We start from the raw sequence: 23,963 nt of genomic DNA on the forward strand, positions 1-23,963 counted from the left end.
GGTGGGAGAGTAGGTCGGTGCCTACCCTTATTAAACAAAGAAAAGCCTTATCCATATCGATAAGGCTTTTCTTGTTTTACAACGCTTCCTAGATATATCCCATTATTTTCCTGCTTAACATATAATGATCTTCATTTAGATACGTTAACACATAAAAAAGTTTTATATGTTAACGTAAATTATCCAAGTATTGATATATTTTGTTGATTTTCAGAAATTATTGTTCAAGTTTATTAATTTAAATTAGCTTATTCACACAAGCCAATTAAACTTAAATTAATACTAACTGATAGAAATTCTTTTGTAAAAGAATTTTGACTTAAACTTAAATTCTATGAAGCCCTTCTTCTTCACTCTACCTCCATAAGAAGCATTTTAATGTTTTTTTGAACATTATTTTGTTTACTAACCATTTAAGATTATGAAACCTAAATTAAAACTCAATCCACAAACATTGCATCGGACTGTTGGGGTTTGGGGTAACCCCTTCTACATGTCTTGCTTACTTGTCGCAACTTCTGTCTTAACAAATATTTCTTTTGCGGCTACAAAATCAATCTCTTCTACTAATACTAGCCTACAAGTTTTGCAAAAAAGAGTTATCAAAGGAGTCATCAGAAGTAAAGCGGGAGAACCAGTTGTTGATGCATCTATAGTATTGAAAGGTACAAACTTGGGGACAAAATCAAGTAGTGAGGGGATGTTCCGAATGGAAGTGTCTAGTAATGTTAATGTACTAGTTGTGAGTCATTTGTCTTATCACACTCAGGAAATTATCATTCCGACTTCTGGGGAGCTAAATATTGAGCTGCTTGCTTTGGAAGAAGTGCTAGAGGAAGTTGTTGTGACATCTTTTGGTGTTCAGTGAGATCGTAAAACCTTGGGATATGGAGTTAGCGAAGTTAAGGGAGAAGAATTAAGTAAAGCGCCTACGACCGATGTGACTAATGCTTTGGCAGGGCGTCTAGCTGGTGTACAGGTTAGTGGAGCAGGAGGTGGTTTTGCCGGTTCTAACATTACCATTCGTGGGTTTTCTACTTTTACCGGATCGAATCAACCATTATATGTCGTAGATGGTATTCCATTGGATAATTCTGGCGGTAGTAATAGTGTTAATACCGGCGTCGTTAATTCGAGTCGTATTTCTGACATCAATCCGCAAGACATTGAGTCGATAAGTGTGTTAAAGGGTGCTGCCGCTACCGTATTATATGGTTCTAGAGCTGCCTCTGGTGTAATTTTGATAACCACTAAAAAGGCTAAGAAGGGTAGTAGGAATCAAATTTCGTTTGGAACTAATACGGCTGTTGGAGTCATATCACGTATGCCTGAGTTTCAGAATGAATATTCACAAGGAAGCAATGGTGTCTACAGCAATTCTGTGACAGGGTCTTGGGGTGAACGAATTGTTGGTCAGACTGTAACAAATTGGTTTGGTGAGCAAGAGCAGCTAAAAGCTTACCCTAATAATATTAAAGATTTGTTGCGTCATTCGATTAATACTGTAAACGATATTAGCTTCTCGGGATCGAGTGATAAGTTTGATTATCGTGTATCATATGGATACACTATGGAGACAGGACTTCTTCCTAATAATAAATTATCAAGAAATAATATTTCGGCCAATGTTTCTACGCAATTGACCGATAAATTTAAGATAGGAACCTCGTTTTCATATGTAAATAATAACTCTAAGCGTACGCAAGAAGGTAATCAAGGGGCAAACCCATTATGGAGGGGTATTTATACTCCTCGATCCTATGATTTGACCAATTTGCCTTACGAAGATGCTGATGGAAATCAGTTGTGGTTTGCAGCAGAAGATCATCCTCGATAGTCCTTAGAAAATGTAAGGTATAATAGCGAAGTAAACCGCTTTTATGGTAACATTAATATGAAATATGACCTCTTATCTTGGTTGACTGCAGACTTGAAGATAGGCGCGGATGTTTTTGGTATGATGAGTAAAGGTTTTGACAATAAGGGTATCAGAAGTAATGGTAATACAAGTTCAGCTGGAGCTGGGGGCTTGGATGACAGAAGCACGCTAATGAAAAACATCAACTCATACCTTACTGTTACTGCCAACAAATCCCTTTCTGAAAGTTGGAATTTAATAGCGACACTCGGTAATGAAGTAATTTCTAATTATAGGAATGCTTTGCAAACTACTGCTTTAGGAATCGTTCTTCCTGATTTTGATAATCAAAGTAATTTTTTGACATTTAATACTACTGGAACTATTACACAAAATAGAGTAATAGGTTTCTTTGGTGATTTTGTGTTGGACTACAAATCGTTCCTATCTTTAAACATTAAAGCAAGAAATGATTATTCATCCACGTTATCAAAAGGGAATCGTTCTATGTGTTTTGGGATACCCGCCAATAAGGTTTTTAGCATACAATAATAGAGTATAATTACTAAATCCAATTACTAAACATTATGAAAAAGATTCTTTTAATAATTACCACATTAATGGTGGCTATAGCCACATATGCACAGCGTGTTCCTTATGCCGATAGTACTGTTACGACCAAGCATCAGTTGAACACATTTAGCGGTCAAAAATTGTCTTATACCGCACGCACAGGAACCCAACCTGTGTGGGATGAGCAAGGAAAACCTATTGCTGCAGTTCATTATACGTATTATACTAGGGATGATGTCACCAATAGAGATAAGCGCCCTCTTGTTATCTCCTTTAACGGAGGGCCGGGGTCGGGATCTGTTTGGATGCATTTGGCTTACACAGGACCACGTTTATTGAATATTGACGATGAAGGTTATCCATTACAACCTTATGGAGTGAAAGAAAATCCATATTCAATCCTTGATGTAGCAGATATTGTATATATCAATCCAGTAAACACTGGTTATTCCCGTATTCTGGATGAAAAGGTGGACAGAAAGCTGTTTTTTGGTACGAATGCAGATATTAAATACTTGGCGGAGTGGATAAATACTTTTGTAACTCGCAATAATCGATGGGCTTCGCCGAAATACTTAATAGGAGAAAGTTATGGAACCACACGTGTATCAGGTTTAGCATTAGAATTGCAGAACGCTCAATGGATGTATCTCAACGGGGTAATCTTAGTTTCTCCTACAGATTTGGGACTGAAGCGTGAGGGACCTGTAGAGCAAGCAAATCGTTGGCCATATTATGCGGCTACAGCTTGGTATCACAAACGTTTGCCGGCAGATTTACAGAATAGAGATTTGGAAGAATTATTGCCTGAGGTAGAAAAATTTGCATTGAATGAATTGTTGCCTGCTATTGCCAAAGGCTATAGTATCAGCAAAGAAGAGCAGGATGCTATAGTGAAAAAGATGGCACGTTATTCGGGCTTATCGGAGACGGTGATAAAACAAAATAATCTGGATATTCCTACGTCTTTATTTTGGAAAGAATTATTGAGGGACCAAGGATATACTGTGGGACGCCTTGACTCACGGTACTTAGGATTGGATCGTCGTGATGGAGGAGAAAAACCAGATTTTAACTCGGAATTGACTTCATGGCTGCATTCTTTCACTCCGGCAATAAACTATTATTACACGAATGAATTGAAATATAAAACGGATGTAAAGTACAACATGTTTGGTCCAGTACATCCATGGGATAGATCAAATGACAATACTGGGCTTAACTTACGTCAAGCTATGGCTGCCAATCCATTTTTACATGTGATGGTTCAAATGGGATATTATGACGGAGCTTGTGATTATTTTAATGCGAAATATAATATGTGGCAAATGGATCCTTCCGGAAAATTGGCTGATCGTATAGATTTTAAGGGGTATAGAAGTGGACATATGATGTATTTGCGAAAAGAGGATTTGATTAAGGCAAATAATGATATTCGTGATTTTATTAAGAAAACAATTCCTGCCCCGGATAAACCTGCTAAATATTAAAAATATGTGAAATATTCCCAACCCTGTTATGCAGGGTTGGGGCAATTAATCCTAGGTCTATGAGAGTTCTTTTCTTTTTCATCGGATATTTTAGTGTTATATGTATTTCTTGGGCCCAAGACTTGGTCAATAATACTAATGCAGTTTATAAATATTTACAAGAGGAAAGAAAAAGGCTTGTAAACGATTTATCCCTTCAGCCGAATCAGTCGTACGCTTTACTGTCTCGGTTGCTAGATATAGGGTCGTGGAATACAGTTCAAGAACAATTGGACTCAAGTTCGTCTTTAACAGCTCTTGAAAAAACATTGCTACAGGTTAAGCTTAAATGGTTAAATAATGATTTCCATGCTTGTCAGGAATTATTGGAAGCTCTTCCTGACGCAGATAAGTCACGGAAGGAAGTAGAATGTTGGAAAGCGATGTTAGATATCGAAGCATGGAAGTTGGAGGAAGCAGAAGTTACAACGAAAAGGCTGCTTAGGCTATATCCACTAGATATAGAAGTTAGTTTAATCCTTGGAAGGTCGCTTTTATTACAAAAAAAATATCAGGAAGCATTAGTATTGTCAACTACGTTGATTTCAAAATACCCAAATCACGCCGCCGGTTATTTCTTAAAGGCTGATATATGTTTTTGGGATCAAAACCCTAAAGAAGCAGAAGAATCTTTGATTAAAGGACTTCAAATAGAACCATTACATGCGGATGCACGTTTTTATTATGGATATGCCACCTGGCGTAGGATAGATGCAACACAATTAAATGATATGGTCAATCAATGGGAGCTAGCTTTGGCTTTGAACCCGTTGCATTTCCAAACACATTGGCATCTTGGAAATGGTCATACTAATCAGACCTTTGCAGATTATGTAGACAAAGACGAAAAAGAAATCCGAGCAGCCTTGGAGAGAGCGGATGATTTGTTTACAAAGAATCAGATAGACTCGGCATTTGATGTGATAGCGAAAGTGAAGGTTGAGTATCCACAATCGGTCCTCCCAGATATGCATAAAGCTTCTTTATTGTATGGAGATTTTGATGCATTCGACCGAAAGAAAAGACTGGATGAAGCAGAGCAAATCTTTATAAAAATTCTTGAACAAAAGAAACATTATGGGCCTGCACACAATGGCTTATCTGCTGTCATAAAATCTAAACGAATTCCTTTCTTAAAAACATATGAAAGTATTATACAAAAGTTAAAGAATCCGGAAATTGACAATCTTTCTGACTTTTTGGAAATTTTTCCTGATGTGGGTTATTATCCTGGAAATGTAGCTAAAGGTATGGTTTGGAATCAGCTCTACACATCGGTGGTGTATTTTCCGTTTTTGGCTAAGCAACATCGTTCGTTTGTGATTCCTCCACTGCATAAGGATTTGGCTATTGCCATGAGAGCTCCCTATTTTAGGTTTAATACTACCTTTGATAATCGTCAATGGATGGATATAAGAGGAGTGGGGTCCGGTGCAGCTGCAATCGAATATGTAGAACGTGGTGCGTTTGAAGAGCGTAATGTACTTCTTCACGAGTATGTGCATCTGTTTCACGACCAAGTATTGACTGACGAGCAAAATCGGAAAATCAAGGCGCTGTATTATAACGCCATGGAAAAAGGATTGACATTAGATTATTATTCACAGAATAATGAGTCTGAGTATTTTGCTCAGACCTATCCTGCTTATTTTGAAAAGGTAAAAGTACATCCTTTGGATTTTAAGTCTATGAATACTCTGTCGGATTTGTCTACAAAAGATCCCGAGATGTATGCTTTCTTAGACCAATTGATTCGTCAAGAACAAGCTTATTTGGCTGGTGATAAAAAGGCAATGGCTTCCAACTGGGCACAAGTGTATCTTAATTTGGCTAATAATGCTTTAAAGGCTTCTATAGCGGATTCTTATAGATATTTGGATACTGCATTGATGTATGACCCGAATTATTTGCCTGTACATTTAGCCTATGCAAAAAATAATATTGTGGAGAAAAAATTCGAAGAAGCTAAAGAAAGGTTGCACAGAGCCAAAGCAATTAATTCCTCTTATGCACCTATATATGTGGTGGAGGGTGATTGGTTGGTAGCTTCTGCTCCGGATAAGCTGGAAGAGCAAGCTAAATTATATAGAAAGGCTTATGAATTGGAGAAGGACTATATGATTAAAGCTCAGAATAATATAGCCCTCCGTAATTTTTATTATCAACGTGGTTATTTAGCCGAGGCCATAGCCGTTGCAGAAGAGTATGCCCACAACGGATCTTCAATTTCTACTTATCTGAGGGATCGGAAAAATGATGCTAAGGCATTTGTGGCATGGCAAAAGGGGCTGTTCGGTGATAAGCTAAAGGTGGAAGAGTTAGCCAATTTGGTGGCTCAAAAACCGTTCAATTACAATCTTAGAATACAGTATATTGAAGTATTAATAGCTCAGAGAAATTATCAAGAAGCTTTGAAAAATATCAACGAGGTATATCGAAATTTGCAGGCCACCCAAATACAACGCCCAGAGTTTGAGTTATTATATGTAGAGGTATATGCTGCTTTAGGGGATAAGCAAACGTATAGAAGTATGAAGGATAAATTATTGATTAATGGTGGAGATCCCGGCAAACTGGACCTTCATAATAATCTGAAATTAGTCAGTATTCTGATAGATAATGGAGATATAACGCAAGCAAGATCATTCTTTAAAAAGCTGAAAGAAGATACATCTATATTAAACCAATCACTTTATAAAGCTATTCAAGCTAAATTCAGTTTAGTGGCAGCTAACGAAAGGGATGCTTTGAAGTTTGTAGAAGAAGCAATAAAACTAAACCCTTACAATGTCGAATTGCCTAAAGTGCTGTCGAAATTTAAAGGAAATTACTCACGGGTTAAAGAACTTAAGCAACGTCTGAAAACCATTTAATATTTAAAATATGCATACGTATGAGCTTATCTCTATAGGACTGTATATGCTGTTGATGATTCTAATAGGAATATATTCTTATCGAAAATCTACAAGCAATTCTGAAGAATTTTTGATTGGAGGGCGGAAAATGGGGGCCGCAGTAACAGCTTTATCGGCGGGAGCCGCCGATATGAGTGGTTGGTTGTTAATGGGACTCCCAGGGGCCCTGTATACTACCGGTATATCTGCTTCTTGGATTGCAATTGGCCTTACCATCGGAGCTTTTTTGAATTATGTAATTGTGGCTCCCCGTCTTAGGGCCTATACTGCCATAGCAAATAATTCGATAACTATTCCTGTGTTTTTGGAGAATAGATTTAAAGATAAAACGCAGTCTTTAAAGTTGATTTCTTCCATGTTAATACTGGTATTTTTTACATTATACACAGCGGCGGGTATGGTTTCTGGAGGACGTTTGTTTGAGTCTGCTTTCGGAATGGATTATTATACTGGTTTATTTTGCACAACCTTTGTTGTTGTGCTATATACTTTTTTAGGAGGATTTTTGGCTGTTAGTTTGACTGACTTTGTACAAGGAACCATAATGGTGATAGCTTTGGTCATCTTGCCTATAGTAATTATCGCGCAGGTAGGTGGGACGTCCCATGCTTTTGCGACTATTGAAGCAAAAGGACCTAATTATCTAGATATTTTCAAAGGGACTACAACCATTTCCATTTTATCTCTTATGGCTTGGGGTTTAGGATATTTTGGACAGCCTCATATTTTAGTTCGCTTTATGGCTATCGAGCATATTCGTGATATACCGAAGGCACGAAGAATAGGAATCACATGGATGATTTTCACGGTGGGGGGAGCAATGTTCGTGGGGCTATTAGGAATAGCTTATCTTAAAGAGTTTGACCCAATCGCAATGGCCAAATTCGATACCGATCAATCTGTAGCAGAGACAATATTTATTCATCTATCTAGGGTGTTATTTCACCCCTTCATTGGGGGGATTCTTTTGTCTGCTATTTTAGCAGCTGTAATGAGTACAATTTCATCTCAGTTGTTGGTAACTTCCAGTTCGATGACGGAAGATATTTTCAAGAATTTCTTTCCCCAATATGCGACGACTCGCAATATGCTTCTTATGAGTAGGGCTTCTGTACTTATTGTTGCAGCAATCGCTCTTTTATTATCTTTAAATCCAAAAGATAGTATCTTGAATTTGGTGGGAAATGCTTGGGCTGGTTTTGGATCTGCATTTGGACCTTTAATTATATTGTCATTACTGTGGAAACGAACCACTGCTTTTGCCGGGTTATTAGGAATGATTGTCGGTGGCACAGTAGTTTTACTTTGGGTCTACCTACCACATGGCTTTAAAGAAGTATATGAAATGATTCCCGGTTTTCTTTTAAGTTTTATGACAATTGTAATAGTGTCATTATTTTCCAATTCCGTAAATCCTACGATTGAAGCTGAATTTGAAAAAATGAAAAAGGATATCAAAGAATAATAAATCAGAGAAGAACAATTAAGGGCGATGAAGCCGTTAATTGTTCTTATATATTACCGCACGTTGAATCCAAATGTTATGTCCTGTAGATTGGGGATGTCTTTGGGAGGAAACGATTAAGGTGAGCTTGTGTTTGCCAGGTTGAAGATTCATGTCGTGGAAAATATGAGCTCTGTTGACATCATATTTTCCGGCCTCTTCGCGAAAATACACATCAATAGTTTTGACAAATTTATCATCTATGTAGATGTCTGCTTTCCCACCCGACGTGTTCCAACTACCTAACAGTGATATGCCTGAGCCTTCAAATTCCAGTTCTAGCCTGTCATTGGGAGAAGTAGCTATCATATAGAGGTCGTTGTCTCCATTACCATACATGAACTCTTTCCATTGTCCTTTAAGAGTCCACTTGTCTCTGTCTTTCATTTCGACCTGATAGCTCATCACTTTGTCTGGATAGGCCTGTTCGTATTTACCTTTGAATTTTGGAGTTTGAATTCGGACGCGTATTTTATCTTCTTGTACTTTACCTCCATTGGCAAGGATATTTCTCTCGATCAAGGTTAGAGTTTGCTTTACAGCCTTATTGTATGTATAGTTGGTATGTAGAAAGTTTTTGTCTGCTATGTGTGGGAGGTGAGACTTGAATTTTGTTGGAATATTATCCAATCCAAGTATTATTCCTAGCACGGCAGCGGCATTTGCGGCATTACAGTCTGTGTCTTGGCCACATCGCACGGCAATTTCCATGGTTTTTTCCAAATCATTATTTCCGTATAATAATGCTATAGCTATGTAGGCACCATTGAGCTTAGCATCTATGTTAAACTCATGAAAGGGAATACATATATCGTTTGCAGCCCATTTATCTTGGATAAGTTGCCATGTTTTTTTCCAGTCATGCGGATGCTTGTCGTAGCTTTTCAATACGTCCTGAATACATTGCGCATAGGTGCTTTTAGAAGGGATGGCATTTAGAGCTGCTCTTACGATTTTTTTTGTATCATTTTCATAGTAGGCTATAGAATGCATGGCTGATACGAACATACCACCGTACAAGCCGTCACCGTAGGCCATGATTCGTCCCACGCTATCACACATGTTAATGGCTGATTGCGTAAGTCCGGGATGTATGAAACCTATAAAGTCAGATTCTATCTGGAAGTCTATGTCATCCGAATGCATACTATATTGGGGAGCTCCCGAAAGAGGAGGCATTATGCCATCGAAGATATTTTTTCGTGCTTGCAGGTTAGCATGGCATAGGGGGAAGCTTGCATAAGCGAAGTCATGCGCCAACTGCTTGACCGTTGCATTATTGTTGTACTTTTCTATAGTTTCCATAAAGCTGAGCTGTCCGTACAAGTCATCTTCGAGAAGGGCTTTTTCGATGAGTTCAGGATACCAATTTATAGGTTTGTCGTACGTTCTGCCCAAAGCTTTGAATTCCATTTCGCGCCCATACATGACGCCGATCATCTTGGCAGCCCAGGCTCCCTCAACTTTATTTTTCAGTTCAGCTTTAGTGAAATCTTTATATTGTGCATATACTACTGAACCGGTGAACAGGGATATTACTAAGAGTAAGTTTCTCATCATAAAAAAGTTCAAATTGGTTATTAAATATTTTTATAAATATATAAAAATAACTTAAAATTATTTACTATAAATCTTTTGGGTTCGAACTCTATTATTATAGTTATCTTTGCAATAATGGGAACAGCACTAGACAATGGTATAAAACCATATAATCACTATGGAGCCTATTTGCGGGATAAGTATCAGGGGCAAAGGGTTTTTAAAGTTATTGTGGACGGTAATTTTACTTGTCCGAACCGTGATGGAAGCAAAGGTTACGGAGGTTGCACATACTGCAATGTTGATTCTTTTACGCCGGATACGGCACGGAAAGTGCCTTCTATTCGTGAGCAGGTGGAAAACGGCATTGCGCGAGCTCGTAACAGCTATGGTGCTGAAAAATTCATTATCTATTTTCAACCTAACACTAATACGTATGCTCCTACGCACCTGTTGAAGATGATGTATGATGAGGCGTTGAGCATAGACCCTGAAAATACGTTAGGATTGGCAGTTGGTACCAGACCGGATTGTTTGGATTTCGAGAAAATAGCTTTACTGGAGTCTTATACAGACCGTTATGATGTGGATTTGGAAATGGGTATGGAGTCCATTTATAATGATACATTGGAGCGTATCAATAGAGGCTGTTCGCATGACGAATTTTTGGCCACTATGGAAATGCTGAAGGATACTAAGCTGGATCTGTGTGTGCATACAATATTCGGATTTCCATGGGAGACGGAAGAGATGATGTTGCGTTATGCAGATGAAATAAACCGTCATCCGCAGATTAAGTTCGTGAAATTACATCATCTTCATATCGTCGAGGGATCGATCATGGGGGTAAAGTACAAGAGGGAGCCGTTTAAGCTTTTTACATTGGAAGAATATACGGAGTTTTTATCCAAACTTATTCCTAAGTTGAGACCGGATATCATTATCCAAAGACTTTTTGGTATAGCAGATCAGGATTTGCTCATTGCACCGAACTGGGGGGTAAAGAAGTCTGCGATACAAACCTATATTGATAAAGGATTGGAAGCTCGGGGTGTGCAGCAGGGAAGTGAGTATAGAGGTTAAGATACTGGAAAAAGCGGTCAAAAAAGACCGCTTTTTTTATTTTTCAAGGATAGATTTCAAATTTGCTGGAGAGTAGTTGATAGATTTTAAAGTTTTGTTATCTCCTTCTCGGAATACCAAAAATAACCCGTCCACTTCTTTATAATAAGAATCGACACCTTTCGTTTCTTTATAATATTTCATTGTCGCTTCTGCTTCTTCTTTGGTTTTGCAGGCTTTGCTCATGTTGGAGCGTTGCACTTCTTCAAACAAAGCGTTGAATTTTTCGCCAAGGCCGAATTCTAATACAGCACCGGAGAGTACGTACTGTATATCACATAAAGCATCTGCTATCTCTACGATATCTTTTTTCTCTATAGCTTCTTCTAGTTCTTTCAACTCTTCGGCGATGAGTGACACGCGTAGCTTGCAGCGTGCTTCTGAAGGGATTTGAGGACTTTCTAAAATGGGGTGCTGAAAGGTTTTGTGGAATTCAGCAACTGAGGATAATGATTTAGGATCAGTCATATTACGATAAGTTTTTCTAACTGTAAAAATACGAATCTTTGGCTTTAAAAGAGAAAAAGTCCTGCGTGGGCAGGACTTTTAAGATCTTATTTTATAAAATGTTTGAGTTGGATAAGTTCTTTTTCGTCAAGGTATCTCCAGCGTCCTCGAGGTAAGTCTTTTTTCGTCAGGTTGGCATATACGACACGGTCCAGTTTTACGACCTCGTAGCCAAGCGATTCGAAGATACGTCTTACGATACGGTTTTTGCCGGAGTGGATTTGAATACCTACCTCACGTTTGGAAGCTCCTGCGATATAGCTCAGGTCGTCCGGTTTGATGAATCCATCTTCCAGCTCCAGACCGAACTGGATTTTGTTGAAGTCTCCTTGCGTAAGGTTTTTGTTTAGTTCCACGTGATATATTTTCGTGACATTGTTGCGTGGATGAGATAGCTTTTCGGCAAGCTGTCCGTCGTTGGTCAACAATAGCAGACCTGTAGTATTGCGGTCCAGACGGCCTACAGGGTAGATACGTTCTTTGGTGGCTTTGGCTACCAACTGCATCACTGTACGACGTTCTTGCGGATCGTCAGTGGTGGTTATATAGTCCTTAGGTTTGTTTAATAAGATGTAGACCATCTTTTCACGTTTCAGACGTTCGTTATTGTAACGGATTTCGTCTTTAGCGGGATCTACTTTTGTGCCCAAAGAGGTTACTACCTCGCCATTTACTGTAATAACGCCAGCGGCGATAAGTTCGTCGGCTTTTCTGCGTGAGCAGATACCTGCATTGGCAATGTAACGGTTCAGACGAATCAATCCATCGTCTTTAGCCTCTCTAATGGCAGGTTTTGACGGCTGTCTTACCTTTCTGTACTTAGTATATTTAAATACGTTTTCTTCGTTGTGATCTAAATGCTGAGAAGAAGCTTTATCTGATTTAGAAAATCTTCCTTTTCCCATGGATTTAGAAAATGATTTGTTGTTTGATGCTTTAGCAAAAGATTTTTTGTTGTCTTGTTTGCTGAAACTTCTTTTTGAATTGTCTTTCGAATTAAAGCTTTCAGAGTTGCTTTTTCTCTTTTTGGACTTGTCCTCGCGACTGTTCCTTCTACTATTGAGTGGCATAGTTTTAAATAAAAATTGAGGTACAAAGTTACAAAAAATAATGAGAATTCTCTGTTTTTTTTACATTGTAGAAATTGCGGTTTCCAGTAAGATAGGCCTTGTTTTCGCGAGGAGGTAAAAGATGTGGTTTTGTAACTATTTGTTTTATAGTTCTATAGTTTGTACCTTTGTGCCTTCATGAATGGACCAAGCTATTCCGACTGACTTATTTGGAGTCTTGTAGGTAGCAGTAAGGAAGTGAATGATTAGAAAAAGAGTATTATGTATTACCGCAATTTTTTCGATAATGGTTTTATCGAAGTTGCAGTCAAGCCCCAAAGGAGATTCATTCGAGAATCCGTATAAAAAGATGATGATCGAAGGAGCTGCTAGGCTCAAAGAAAAGTTGAATTCTCCGGAAAAGAAACAGGAAATTTATTACAATTCTCTCACTTTCGCCAATGAAAGTATCCCGGTAGAGAATCATAAGGTAAAAAGCAAGCTAACAAAGTATCTGGCAAAATTTTCGTTTAAGAAGATAGGGTCGCACGACATGCATGCTCGTGCGGAGAAATATCTTCCTAAGATCGAAAAGATTTTGAAATCATACGGTATTCCGGAGGATTTCAAGTATCTCCCTGTGGTGGAGAGTGGATTAGATCCCAGCGTATCTTCACACAAGGGTGCTGGTGGCTACTGGCAGTTTATGCCTAGTACAGCCCGATTATATGGGTTGCGTGTAGACCATAAGGTGGATGAGCGCAAAAATTTTGTTAAGTCTACGCATGCTGCGGCCCGCTATCTAAAAGATTTGTATAATCAGTTTGGTGACTGGACACTAGTAGCTGCAGCGTATAATATAGGAGAGGGGAGTCTCCGTGCTGCCATGCGTAATCAAGGTAAAAAAAGCTATTATCACCTTAAGCTGAACGAGGAAACAGCTTCTTACGTATATAAGATTATCTCGGTGAAAGAAGTGTTAGAAAAACCCCATTTATACGGATATAGTATTTAAGTAAGAATCCCTATTTTAAGCAGCAAAGCGGACCTGATTTTCGGGGCCGCTTTGTTGTTTTTACAAAAGTGATGAAAGTCATATTTATTCACAAGCTGCGTCATTAGCCTGTCATCAAAGCGTCATTACTTTTACATCGGAAACAAAATGATAAAGTAATGCATTTAGAGCAATTTAGTTACGACAACAAGATAGTTCGCAATTTTGGTATTGCAACTATTATTTGGGGTATCGTAGGTATGTCTATCGGTTTGCTGGTAGCTCTTCAATTGATATTTCCCGAATTGAACTTTATGACGCAGTATACCACGTTTGGTCGTGTACGTCCGGTGCATACCAATGCGGTAATTTTTGCTTTTGTGGGTAATGCCATCTTTATGGGGGCCTATTACTCTTTACAGCGCGTGCTGAAAACAAGAATGTTCAGCGATGTGTTGAGTAAAATACATTTCTGGGGCTGGCAGTTAATTATTGTTGCTTCAGCAATCACCTTGCTGTTGGGTTATACCACGTCACATGAGTATGCAGAAATGGAGTGGCCTATAGATGTGGCTATTACCATAATCTGGGTGGTATTTGGTGTGAATATGTTTGGTACTATTATCAAACGTAGAGAGCGCCATATGTATGTAGCTGTGTGGTTCTATATTGCTACTTTTGTTACGGTAGCGGTATTGCATATTGTCAACTCTATCCAGTTGCCTGTTTCCTTTTGGAAAAGTTTTTATGTGTACTCTGGTGTTCAAGATGCGTTGGTACAATGGTGGTATGGACACAATGCGGTTGCCTTTTTCTTGACTACGCCTTTCTTGGGAATGATGTATTATTATTTGCCTAAGATGGCTAACCGCCCAGTATATTCGTATAAACTTAGTATTCTCCACTTCTGGTCTTTGATATTTATCTATATCTGGGCCGGTCCTCACCACTTGTTGTATAGTTCTATGCCTTCTTGGGTGCAGTCCTTGGGTGTTGTATTCTCGGTAATGCTGATAGCTCCTTCTTGGGGAGGTATGATCAACGGCCTTATGACTTTGCGTGGTGCTTGGGACAAAGTGCGTGTGGAGCCTGTACTTAAGTTTATGGTAGTAGCATTGACCTGTTATGGTATGGCAACATTTGAAGGACCTATGTTGTCGCTTAAGCAAGTAAATGCTATTGCACACTTTACAGACTGGATAGTAGCTCACGTGCATATCGGCGCTTTGGGATGGAACGGCTTCATGACGTTCGCCATTCTTTATTGGTTGTTGCCTCGTATCTATAAAACAGAACTTTATTCTAAAAAATTAGCCAATATCCACTTTTGGATTGGTACACTAGGGATTTTGTTTTATGCCATCCCAATGTATTGGGCTGCAGTGGTTCAGGGGTTGATGTGGAAAGAGTTTACTCCGGAAGGTGTGTTGAAATATCCAAACTTCTTGTCTACTACTTTGGAAATCATTCCTATGCATATGATGAGAGCGCTTGGAGGTAGCTTATACCTTACTGGGGTGATTATCATGACTTACAACTTGGTGAAAACTATTAAACAAGGAAAGCTAGTAGCCAATGAACCTGCAGAAGCGCCAGCATTAGAGCCTGTAGTGACACGCGAGCGCATGGCGCACCGTCGTCTGGAGCGTAAACCTGTGTTGTTTATGGTGTTGGCCTTAATAGCCATCCTTATCGGAGGTATGGTAGAGATGATCCCAACATTCACCATCAAAAATAATGTTCCTACCATCGCTAGTGTAAAACCTTATACTGCATTGGAACTACAAGGACGTGACTTGTATATAAGAGAAGGATGTGTTAACTGTCACTCGCAGACGGTACGTCCTTTCCGTTCGGAAACTTCACGTTATGGAGACTATTCTAAAGCCGGAGAATTTGTTTACGACAGACCATTCTTGTGGGGTTCGAAACGTACAGGTCCCGATTTGCACCGTGTGGGAGGTAAATATCCGAACAAATGGCATTTCGACCACATGATGGATCCTACCATCACCTCTCCTGGAAGTATCATGCCGGCCTATCCATGGTTGTTCGAGCAGCAAATAGATTATTCGTTGCTGTCGGATAAGATGAAGGCTATGAAAAAACTTGGTGTCCCTTATACGGACGAGCAAATCAACAATGCGGTACAAGATGCAGAAAAGCAGGCTGCTGGAATTGCTGAAGACTTGAAAAACAACCAAGTGGAAGTGAAATCTGATCGTGAAATCATCGCTTTGATCGCTTATCTACAACGCTTAGGTACCGATATCAAGGCTGAAAAGAAATAATAAAAGTTATGTTCAAGCAAATAACAAATCTGCAAGGAGATGAAATCTATTTGATGATATCGCTATGGATATTCCTCGTATTCTTTGTGGTGGTGGGCATGATGTTAATCTTCATGAAAAAAGATTATGTGCAACATATGAAGGAATTACCATTTGACGAATCAGAACCAAAATCTAATTATTTATCCGACAACAATTAGAATTATGAATGAAATGATAAATGGTACAGAGGCTGTTGCTGAAGTATCACAATGGAAAATAGGGGCAGTAAACTTATATAGTGATATTCTGATTGTCACGTTGATTGTGGTGATGATTACACTGCTTATTGCGGCGGTGATGGTCAACAAAGCCATGAAGTCCATTCTCAAGGTGACAATGCCAGAAGTAGTGAAGCAAGAAGCCGAAGAGAAGAAGCGCAAAGCAGAAGCCAGAAAGGCCGGATGGAAGGCTTTGTGGAATAAGATCATGGGGATACGCCCTATAGAGCAAGAGAAAGACCTTATTACCGATCACGATTACGATGGTATTAAGGAATTGGACAACCCGGTACCTATCTGGTTCAATGCTTTATTCTATGGAACTATCTGTTTTGGTTTTATCTACTTGTTAGTATACCATGTGTTTGGTATCGGAATGAACCAAGATCAGGAATACGAACATGAGATGGCCATGGCAGAGAAAGCCAGACAGGAGTATTTGGCACAAGCGGCAAACCTTGTGGATGAAAATACGGTGGAGTTTAACGAAGCTTTGGCAGCCTCTGGAAAGGCTATATTCACGGCCAACTGTGCAGCATGTCACGGCGCCAATGGAGAAGGAGGAATCGGCCCTAACCTGACTGATAGGTATTGGCTACATGGCGGTGAGATCAAAGACATCTTCAAAACCGTGAAATATGGTGTTCCAGATAAAGGTATGGTGCCTTGGGAACAAACGCTGACCCCGGCACAGATTGCAGAAGTGTCAAGTTATATCATCACCTTGCGAGATACCAATCCGGCTAATGCAAAAGCTGCTCAAGGTGAAGAAGTAGAGAAATATGAATCTGAAAAAGTAGAGGAATAATCCTCCTCTACTTTTTACTGTTGTTTTAATTATTATGTTGAATAAAAAGTGAGCGAAATGGAAACAGTGGTACAAAATAGCGAAGGGCCCGTCCTTCCTTCTAAAGGAAAGAAAAGAAAGTGGATCTATGCAAAGAAGCCTTCGGGCACGCTATATAACTATAGGCAGATTGTGGGTTATGGCTTGTTACTGTTTCTATTTCTCGCTCCTTTTATCAAGGTAAATGGAAATCCATTCCTGATGTTCAATATTGTGGAGCGTAAGTTCTCCATCTTCGGAAATATGTTTTTCCCTCAGGACTTGTATATTTTCGTTTTCGGTACTTTAATCATATTGGTGAGTATAGTCCTATTTACAGCCGTTTTTGGACGTGTATGGTGTGGATGGACCTGTCCGCAGACAATATTTATGGAGCTTATTTTCCGAAGGATAGAATACTTGATAGAAGGAGATTGGACACAGCAAAAAAAGCTCAATGAGGGACCCAATACGGATGCTCGCGCGTGGAAGAAACTCCTAAAACATGCTCTATTTTTACTTGTTTCTTGTTTTATTTCCAACATCTTCTTGGCGTATATTATCGGTGTTGACGAGCTTATCAAAATCATTACCGAGCCTATAGAGCAGCATCTTGGAGGATTTATAGCCATCGTAATTTTTACTTTGGTATTCTATTCGGTGTTTGCATTTGTGCGAGAGATTGTATGTACGACGATATGTCCTTATGGGAGATTCCAAGGGGTGTTGTTGGACGATCAGAGCATGTGTGTAGCATACAATGCACAACGTGGAGAGCCTCGTGGCAAAAGGAGCAAAAAATCGACAGAACCAAAAGGCGACTGTGTGGACTGTGGGCTGTGTGTGCATGTATGCCCTACAGGAATAGATATCCGCAATGGTATTCAGCTGGAATGTGTCAACTGTACTGCCTGTATTGATGCTTGTGATGCCGTAATGGATAAGCTGGGAAAACCAAAACGACTGATAGGTTTCTATTCGCTAGGACAGGTAGAAGGTAAAAAAGACTTTAAGAAAAACTATACGCGACAAAATATCTATGTTGCAGTTTTGTTGGTGTTGTGTAGTGCCTTTCTCTACTTCATCTTCAGCCGTGCTCCTATCGACGGTTCACTGTTGAGAGCGGCAGGAAGTACCTACCAGTCGCAACCCGATGGAAGGATAAGCAACCTTTATACTATTGAAGTTATCAACAAAAGCGGGAAGGCCGTACCTTTTGAACTTAAGTCTGCCGACAAGAATTTTGAACTCAAGCTCGTAAACAAGATAGATAGCCTTCCCAAAGATGGGGCAGCGAAGCTTTCATTCTTCTTAATAACGGATAAAAAGAATATCAAGACTTACAAGTCGAAGACCGCTGTACAGATATGGTCACAAGGTGAGGAAGTGAATACACTAAAAACAACATTTATTTGCCCTCCTGGGGCTCAATAATTATAAAGATGAACTGGGGAAATAAAATAGTAGTAGGTTTAGGAGCTTTTATGCTTTTTATCGTCGGCTCGGGAATTTATATGGTTACCAAAGATTCCGATTCGCTGATCGATGAAAACTACTACGAAAAAAGTCTGGCCTACGACACCATTTATGAGCATAAACAAAATGTTCTTGAAGATAATGCAAAGCCCATAATTAGGGTAACAAAAGACAGCTTGCACATTTTGTTCGTAGGAGAGGGTAATACAGGAACATTGACATTAAAAAGACCTTCGGACGGAAAGTTGGACAAGTCGATTCCCTTCAAAAGTGAAGGCAGTGAATTCGATTATGCTACTACCGACTTGACAAAAGGTAACTGGATAGTAGAGATTTACTGGAAGAGAGGTAATAAAGATTATTGGTACAGTCAACCTGTATTTATTCAATAGAAAAAATGAGTTATAATTTATTAGGCTTTTTCATGGGGTTGTTTGGCAGCTTGCACTGTACGTTAATGTGCGGGCCGTTGGTTTTTGCTTTACAGCAACATCAGCCTTACTCATTTTCTGCCATATTGAACAAGCTACTGTATCAGAGCGGAAGAATTCTCACTTATGGGCTTATAGGTTTGATTTTAGGCTGGATTGGGAAAACATTGGTCGTGCAGGAATGGCAGCAAAGTTTTTCTGTAGTTACTGGTTTATTGTTGGTTTGTTTTGGTGTTTTCTATATGATAATGCCCAAATTACCTGTACTGGCTGCTTTTCAGACCAAGACCATCCAGCCTTTAGTTAATGCCATGGGGAAATGGCTGTATAAGCCTAATGGTTCTTTCGTAGCCGGGATGATCAATGGCTTCTTACCTTGTGGTATGGTATATATGGCTTTGGCCTCTGCCATGAATGCCGACAGCATGATGCTCAGCTTTCAGTTCATGCTTTGCTTCGGACTAGGAACATTGCCCCTTATGATGTTGTTCTCCATGCTGGCCAGCCTGCCTAGAAAATTCATGAAGTTTAGATTTACATCCCTGCTTCCTTTTCTTTACATGCTTATGGGGGCATGGTTTATCCTAAGAGGCTCAAACCTCGATATCCCTTTTTTAAGTCCTTTGCTACATATTGACGGAGCCATATCCTGTCAATAGTTAGCGGGCAGCTACTTTTTTGTTAATCATAAGTTTATAACGCCAAAACAGAAGGATGGAAGAGGTTAGCAAGGCTAATGTCAATCCATACCAAACACCTTGCACGCCAAGACCGAGATTTACTCCCATAATATAGCCACTTGGTAGTCCAATGACCCAATATGCTAATAAGGTGATAAGAGTAGGAATATTTACGTCTCCCATTCCTCTTAGTATTCCTAAACCTATAACTTGGGTGCCGTCGAATAGCTGAAATAGTCCGGCAATGATAAGTAGCTGACCGGCCAAGGCTATAACTTCCTGATCGGTAGTCATAAGTCCGGCTAAAGTATGGTTGAATACAGCGAAGATAAGGGCCGTGAAAATCATGAATGCCAACACGATATAGTACGAAGTGGTAGCGAATTTCTTGAGTCTGTCGAACTTCTCTTTGCCGTAGCAGTTACCTACCTTGATTGTGGCTGCAGCAGAAATACCTGTGGCCATCATATAGGTCATGGATGCTAATGTCAAGGCTACGTTGTGAGAGGCTTGCTCCAAAGCTCCGATACGACCGGATATTAGCGAAGCTCCTGCGAAGGCACTGACTTCAAAAACATATTGAAAAGCTACGGGAGTACCTATCTTCAGAATTGCTTTGACACGTTTTCCCTGCACAGAAAAGAAGCTAAAGCTTTCCATGTAATTTTTGAAATGCTTGGATCGAAGCACATAAGTAGCCATGACTACCAACATCAATATGCGGTCTATCAATGTTGCTAATCCTACCCCTGCAATGCCTAAAGACGGTATGCCAAACATCCCTTTTACAAAAACAATAGCCAAAATCACATTCAGGACATTCCCCCAGATAGTGATACGCATAGCTTGCTTGGTGAACCCTAAACCTTCGGCAAACTGTTTAAAAGCATTAAAGAGCATTAATGGGAAGATGGACATGCTCAGCATGAAGAGATATGGCTTAGCCTCTTCCACCACTACGGGGTCTTGGCCTATATGCTGCATAGCATACATCGCTCCATAGTATACTCCACAGAACAGCATGATGCCACTGAAAAAATTAATCCATATGCTGTTGGATAATAATTTAGCACATTCATCCTTGTTGCCCTTTCCATTGGCTTGCGCGATCAAAGGAGTCAGCCCATAGGCTATGCCCAAGCCGAAAACCAGTACCAACATGAACATGGAGTGGGCTAATGAAGAGGCTGCCAGCGAAATTTTGCCCAAAAAATGACCGATGATTACCGTGTCAGAGGTCTGAACTAAAGTATGACCCAATTGGGCAATAATTACCGGTCCGGCTAAAGCCAGCGTGCTTATGTAATAAGTTTTGCGTTCTTTAATATTTTGAAACATAAAATTTAAAATAGCTTGCAAAGGTACGAAAGTTTCCTTGCAAACTAATTTGATTGTTGGTATCTTTTACAAATGTGTCCAAATATTTACAAATAATTATTTGTCAAAACGTATAATACCTTTACCTTAGCATACTATAACAATATACGGAAATTATGACATTAGCTTTTTTGAATATCGGTACTCAGGAGATGATCCTTATTGTGATCGTTATCTTATTGTTATTTGGAGGAAAGAAATTGCCGGAATTGGCTCGTGGACTAGGACGAGGAATTCGTGAATTCAAAGATGCTTCAGAAGATATCAAACGTGAAATTTCGGAGCAAATAAATAATTTCGAAAAGGATTTGGATGTTAAAGTGGAAGATTCACCGAAAGAATACGCTTCTACGTCAACCTCTTCATCGGAAGCTCCGGAGGTAGAAAATCAGGAAGTCGCTTCAGCGGAGGAATCTGCCTCTACAGAAAAGAAACTCCCTCAGTTTACTCAACCAGAAAATACTGTCCAGCATGATCCGGGAGCACATCCTGTGGATGAGACCGAATATTATAAGTATGGTTATAAAGACTATTTTGCGGAAGAAAATGGAGAGCAAAGCAGTGCTGCGGACTCTCCTGCGGAGCAAGCTAAAGAAAATCCTGCGCATAACGCCTAAAATATTATTGTCATTTTGTACATAAAAGCTGTTGGAAGAGTATTTCAGCAGCTTTTGCATTAAATATAAGCTTATATATGTTACACGAAATAATTATTGCTAACGAGCTGTCTATCACACCGAAGCAGGTGAGCACCACTATTGCTCTGCTCGATGAGGGAGCTACCGTCCCTTTTATTTCCCGTTATCGTAAAGAACTCACCGGCTCTTTGGATGAAGTGCAGATTACAGCCATCCGCGACCGCGTCCAGCAACTTCGTGACTTGGACAAGCGCAAGGAGGCGATTCTCAAATCTATTCAAGATCAAGGTAAGCTTACACCAGAATTGGAAGCCGCAGTGCGGGGAGCGGAGACAATGTCCGCCTTGGAGGATATATATTTACCTTACAAGCCAAAACGTCGTACAAGGGCGTTAATAGCCAGAGAAAAAGGACTTCAGCCTTTGGCCGACTTTCTTCTAGAGCAGAATAGTGGTGATATTACTGCTGTCGCTGAACAGTATCTGAATGAAGATGCTGGGGTGAACAGCGTGGAAGATGCTCTTTCAGGTGCGAGAGATATCATTGCCGAGACAGTATCAGAAGATGCCGAAATTCGTGCACAGTTGCGTAAGATTTTCATGGAGAGTGGCTTCTTCGTATCGCGTGTAGTGCCAGGAAAAGAGGATGAAGCCTTGAAATATAAAGACTACTTTGACTGGAAAGAGCCTATTAGTACGGCTCCATCTCATCGGGTGCTGGCTATGCGCCGCGGCGAAAAGGAAGAAATGCTCTATCTGGATATAGAAGTAGATGAAGATCTTGTAATCCCTAAAATAGAGGCTAAGTATATTAAAGGCAATAATGAGGCCTCAAAGCAAGTGGAACTTGCCATCTATGACGGATATAAAAGGCTGCTGAAACCTTCTATGGAAACGGAAGTACGTGTCTTGACACGTCAGCGTGCCGACAATGAAGCTATCAAGGTATTTGCAGATAATGTACGTCAGCTGCTGTTGGCAGCTCCTCTGGGCCAAAAAAGATTGTTGGCTATAGACCCTGGATTTCGTACTGGCTGTAAGACAGTGGTGTTGGATGCACAGGGCAACCTTGTAGAGAACACGACCATCTATCCTCATAATGGAGCTTCAGCACAGCTGGAAGCAGAACATATAGTGAGATCATTAGTTTCCCGACATGAAATAGAGGCTATCGCCATAGGCAATGGTACTGCAGGAAGGGAAACGGAAGAGTTTGTGCGTAAGCTGGGCCTTCAGAATGTTATCATCGTTATGGTAAACGAGAGTGGAGCTTCCATCTATTCTGCGTCGGAAGTAGCCCGTGAAGAGTTTCCTGAATATGATGTAACAGTACGTAGTGCTGTATCTATAGGCCGCCGTCTAATGGACCCATTGGCAGAGCTTGTCAAGATAGACCCAAAATCTATTGGAGTGGGGCAGTATCAGCATGACGTAGACCAAAATAAGTTGCAGACAGCTTTGGATGATACTGTTGTTTCTTGTGTGAATGCGGTAGGTGTAGAGCTGAATACGGCCTCAAAACAGATTTTATCCTATATTTCGGGGTTAGGTCCTGCCCTCGCTCAGCAGATTGTTAACTATCGAAGAGAGCACGGTCCTTTCCGTTCACGCAGGGAGTTGAAGAAAGTACCGCGTCTAGGAGAAAAGGCCTTCGAGCAGGCCGCCGGATTCCTGCGCATCCGCAATGGAGAACATCCGTTGGATGCTTCTGCCGTACATCCTGAACGTTATGAACTTGTAGAGCGCATGGCAAAAGATCTGGGCGTGGATGTTATTCAGCTGATGAAGGACGAAAAACTTCGCCAACAGATAGATTTGAAAAAATATATCACCGATGAGGTAGGGCTCCCTACGTTGAATGATATTATGGCCGAATTGGCAAAACCGGGACGTGATCCGCGCGAGCAGTTTGAAGCCTTTTCTTTCACCGAAGGTGTCAACTCAATTTCCGACTTAAAGGTGGGGATGAAGCTGCCAGGCATCGTGACGAATATTACCAATTTCGGGGCCTTCGTAGACATTGGGGTGCATCAGGATGGACTTGTGCACCTTAGTCAGCTGGCAAATCATTATGTTTCCGATCCACATGAAGTGGTGAAGGTGCAGCAAAAAGTGTTGGTGACCGTCATAGAAGTCGACGAAAGACGTAATCGCATAAGTCTTTCGATGAGGGATGAGGAAAAAGCAGCACCGAGGAAGAGAAGCGAAAAAAGAGGAGAGAAGGTGCTTGAGACGGATATGGCAACAAAATTAGCAGCCCTGATGGGAAAATTTAAATAAAAAAATGCCCGCAATTTAGACATGCCCCAAAAAGTTAGACACTTATTTGGGGCATTTTTATGAGTAAAAAACAGAAGTATAATTTCAATTTTAAGTTACGTCTAGTAACCACTAT

At 40.1% G+C, this 23,963-nt stretch carries 20 protein-coding genes; 16 read left to right on the forward strand and 4 right to left on the reverse strand.

Going from position 1 to position 23,963, the window contains the following annotated elements:
* Positions 1 to 421 precede the first annotated feature (421 nt).
* From ABD873_RS09420 to putP, 6 genes are all read left to right on the forward strand, one after another.
* Entirely contained in the window at positions 422 to 868 is a 447-nt protein-coding gene (locus ABD873_RS09420; RefSeq protein ID WP_345067744.1) for a carboxypeptidase-like regulatory domain-containing protein, read from the forward strand.
* A gap of 12 nt (positions 869 to 880) precedes the next feature.
* A complete protein-coding gene (locus ABD873_RS09425; RefSeq protein WP_345067746.1) occupies positions 881 to 1,837 on the forward strand; it encodes a TonB-dependent receptor plug domain-containing protein in 957 nt (318 codons plus the stop codon).
* Positions 1,838 to 1,894: 57 nt separating this feature from the next.
* A complete protein-coding gene (locus ABD873_RS09430) occupies positions 1,895 to 2,410 on the forward strand; it encodes a hypothetical protein (RefSeq protein WP_039054532.1) in 516 nt (171 codons plus the stop codon).
* 35 nt (positions 2,411 to 2,445) lie between these two features.
* Entirely contained in the window at positions 2,446 to 3,921 is a 1,476-nt protein-coding gene (locus tag ABD873_RS09435; protein WP_345067748.1) for a S10 family peptidase, read from the forward strand.
* A 308-nt stretch (positions 3,922 to 4,229) separates the two neighbouring features.
* Positions 4,230 to 6,833, forward strand: coding sequence for a hypothetical protein (locus tag ABD873_RS09440; protein WP_345067750.1), 2,604 nt, complete (start codon positions 4,230 to 4,232; stop codon positions 6,831 to 6,833).
* Between the two features lie 10 nt (positions 6,834 to 6,843).
* Positions 6,844 to 8,340, forward strand: a complete 1,497-nt coding sequence (gene putP, locus ABD873_RS09445; RefSeq protein WP_345067752.1) for a sodium/proline symporter PutP — start codon at positions 6,844 to 6,846, stop codon at positions 8,338 to 8,340.
* 36 nt (positions 8,341 to 8,376) lie between these two features.
* Here putP and ABD873_RS09450 read toward each other — a convergent pair whose 3' ends face one another.
* A complete protein-coding gene (locus ABD873_RS09450; RefSeq protein ID WP_345067754.1) occupies positions 8,377 to 9,939 on the reverse strand; it encodes an ADP-ribosylglycohydrolase family protein in 1,563 nt (520 codons plus the stop codon).
* Between the two features lie 114 nt (positions 9,940 to 10,053).
* On the opposite strand from ABD873_RS09450, the gene mnmL reads away from it, so the two are divergent.
* Positions 10,054 to 11,001, forward strand: coding sequence for a tRNA modification radical SAM protein MnmL/YtqA (mnmL, locus tag ABD873_RS09455; protein ID WP_039053721.1), 948 nt, complete (start codon positions 10,054 to 10,056; stop codon positions 10,999 to 11,001).
* A gap of 36 nt (positions 11,002 to 11,037) precedes the next feature.
* Here the strand turns inward: mnmL and ABD873_RS09460 are convergent, their stop codons facing one another.
* Entirely contained in the window at positions 11,038 to 11,508 is a 471-nt protein-coding gene (locus ABD873_RS09460) for a pyrophosphohydrolase domain-containing protein (RefSeq protein ID WP_345067756.1), read from the reverse strand.
* Positions 11,509 to 11,594: 86 nt separating this feature from the next.
* Positions 11,595 to 12,617 (reverse strand): pseudouridine synthase, encoded by a 1,023-nt coding sequence (locus tag ABD873_RS09465; RefSeq protein ID WP_345067758.1) that lies wholly within the window; start codon positions 12,615 to 12,617, stop codon positions 11,595 to 11,597.
* A gap of 286 nt (positions 12,618 to 12,903) precedes the next feature.
* Between ABD873_RS09465 and ABD873_RS09470 the strand changes: the two genes are divergently transcribed.
* From ABD873_RS09470 to ABD873_RS09500, 7 genes are all read left to right on the forward strand, one after another.
* Positions 12,904 to 13,611, forward strand: coding sequence for a lytic transglycosylase domain-containing protein (locus tag ABD873_RS09470; RefSeq protein WP_345067760.1), 708 nt, complete (start codon positions 12,904 to 12,906; stop codon positions 13,609 to 13,611).
* Positions 13,612 to 13,769: 158 nt separating this feature from the next.
* Positions 13,770 to 15,881, forward strand: a complete 2,112-nt coding sequence (gene ccoN / locus ABD873_RS09475; RefSeq protein ID WP_345067762.1) for a cytochrome-c oxidase, cbb3-type subunit I — start codon at positions 13,770 to 13,772, stop codon at positions 15,879 to 15,881.
* 8 nt (positions 15,882 to 15,889) lie between these two features.
* A complete protein-coding gene (locus tag ABD873_RS09480) occupies positions 15,890 to 16,081 on the forward strand; it encodes a hypothetical protein (protein WP_039054435.1) in 192 nt (63 codons plus the stop codon).
* 4 nt (positions 16,082 to 16,085) lie between these two features.
* Entirely contained in the window at positions 16,086 to 16,949 is an 864-nt protein-coding gene (locus ABD873_RS09485; protein WP_231561617.1) for a cbb3-type cytochrome c oxidase N-terminal domain-containing protein, read from the forward strand.
* Positions 16,950 to 17,006: 57 nt separating this feature from the next.
* On the forward strand, positions 17,007 to 18,401 hold the full coding sequence (gene ccoG, locus ABD873_RS09490; protein WP_345067766.1) for a cytochrome c oxidase accessory protein CcoG: 1,395 nt from the start codon (positions 17,007 to 17,009) through the stop codon (positions 18,399 to 18,401).
* An 8-nt stretch (positions 18,402 to 18,409) separates the two neighbouring features.
* Positions 18,410 to 18,835: a FixH family protein gene (locus ABD873_RS09495; RefSeq protein ID WP_345067768.1), complete on the forward strand. Its 426-nt coding sequence runs from the start codon at positions 18,410 to 18,412 to the stop codon at positions 18,833 to 18,835.
* A 5-nt stretch (positions 18,836 to 18,840) separates the two neighbouring features.
* Positions 18,841 to 19,533, forward strand: coding sequence for a sulfite exporter TauE/SafE family protein (locus tag ABD873_RS09500; RefSeq protein WP_345067770.1), 693 nt, complete (start codon positions 18,841 to 18,843; stop codon positions 19,531 to 19,533).
* Here ABD873_RS09500 and ABD873_RS09505 read toward each other — a convergent pair whose 3' ends face one another.
* Complete coding sequence (locus ABD873_RS09505) at positions 19,534 to 20,892, reverse strand: MATE family efflux transporter (RefSeq protein ID WP_345067772.1); 1,359 nt, start codon at positions 20,890 to 20,892, stop codon at positions 19,534 to 19,536.
* 155 nt (positions 20,893 to 21,047) lie between these two features.
* Between ABD873_RS09505 and ABD873_RS09510 the strand changes: the two genes are divergently transcribed.
* The gene (locus ABD873_RS09510) at positions 21,048 to 21,548 is read left to right on the forward strand and encodes a Sec-independent protein translocase subunit TatA/TatB (RefSeq protein WP_082021923.1); all 501 of its coding nucleotides are present in this window, start codon (positions 21,048 to 21,050) and stop codon (positions 21,546 to 21,548) included.
* 77 nt (positions 21,549 to 21,625) lie between these two features.
* Positions 21,626 to 23,848, forward strand: a complete 2,223-nt coding sequence (locus ABD873_RS09515; protein ID WP_345067775.1) for a Tex family protein — start codon at positions 21,626 to 21,628, stop codon at positions 23,846 to 23,848.
* Positions 23,849 to 23,963 lie beyond the last annotated feature (115 nt).

The organism is Sphingobacterium thermophilum (genome assembly GCF_039541675.1).
Lineage (GTDB): Bacteria > Bacteroidota > Bacteroidia > Sphingobacteriales > Sphingobacteriaceae > Sphingobacterium > Sphingobacterium thermophilum.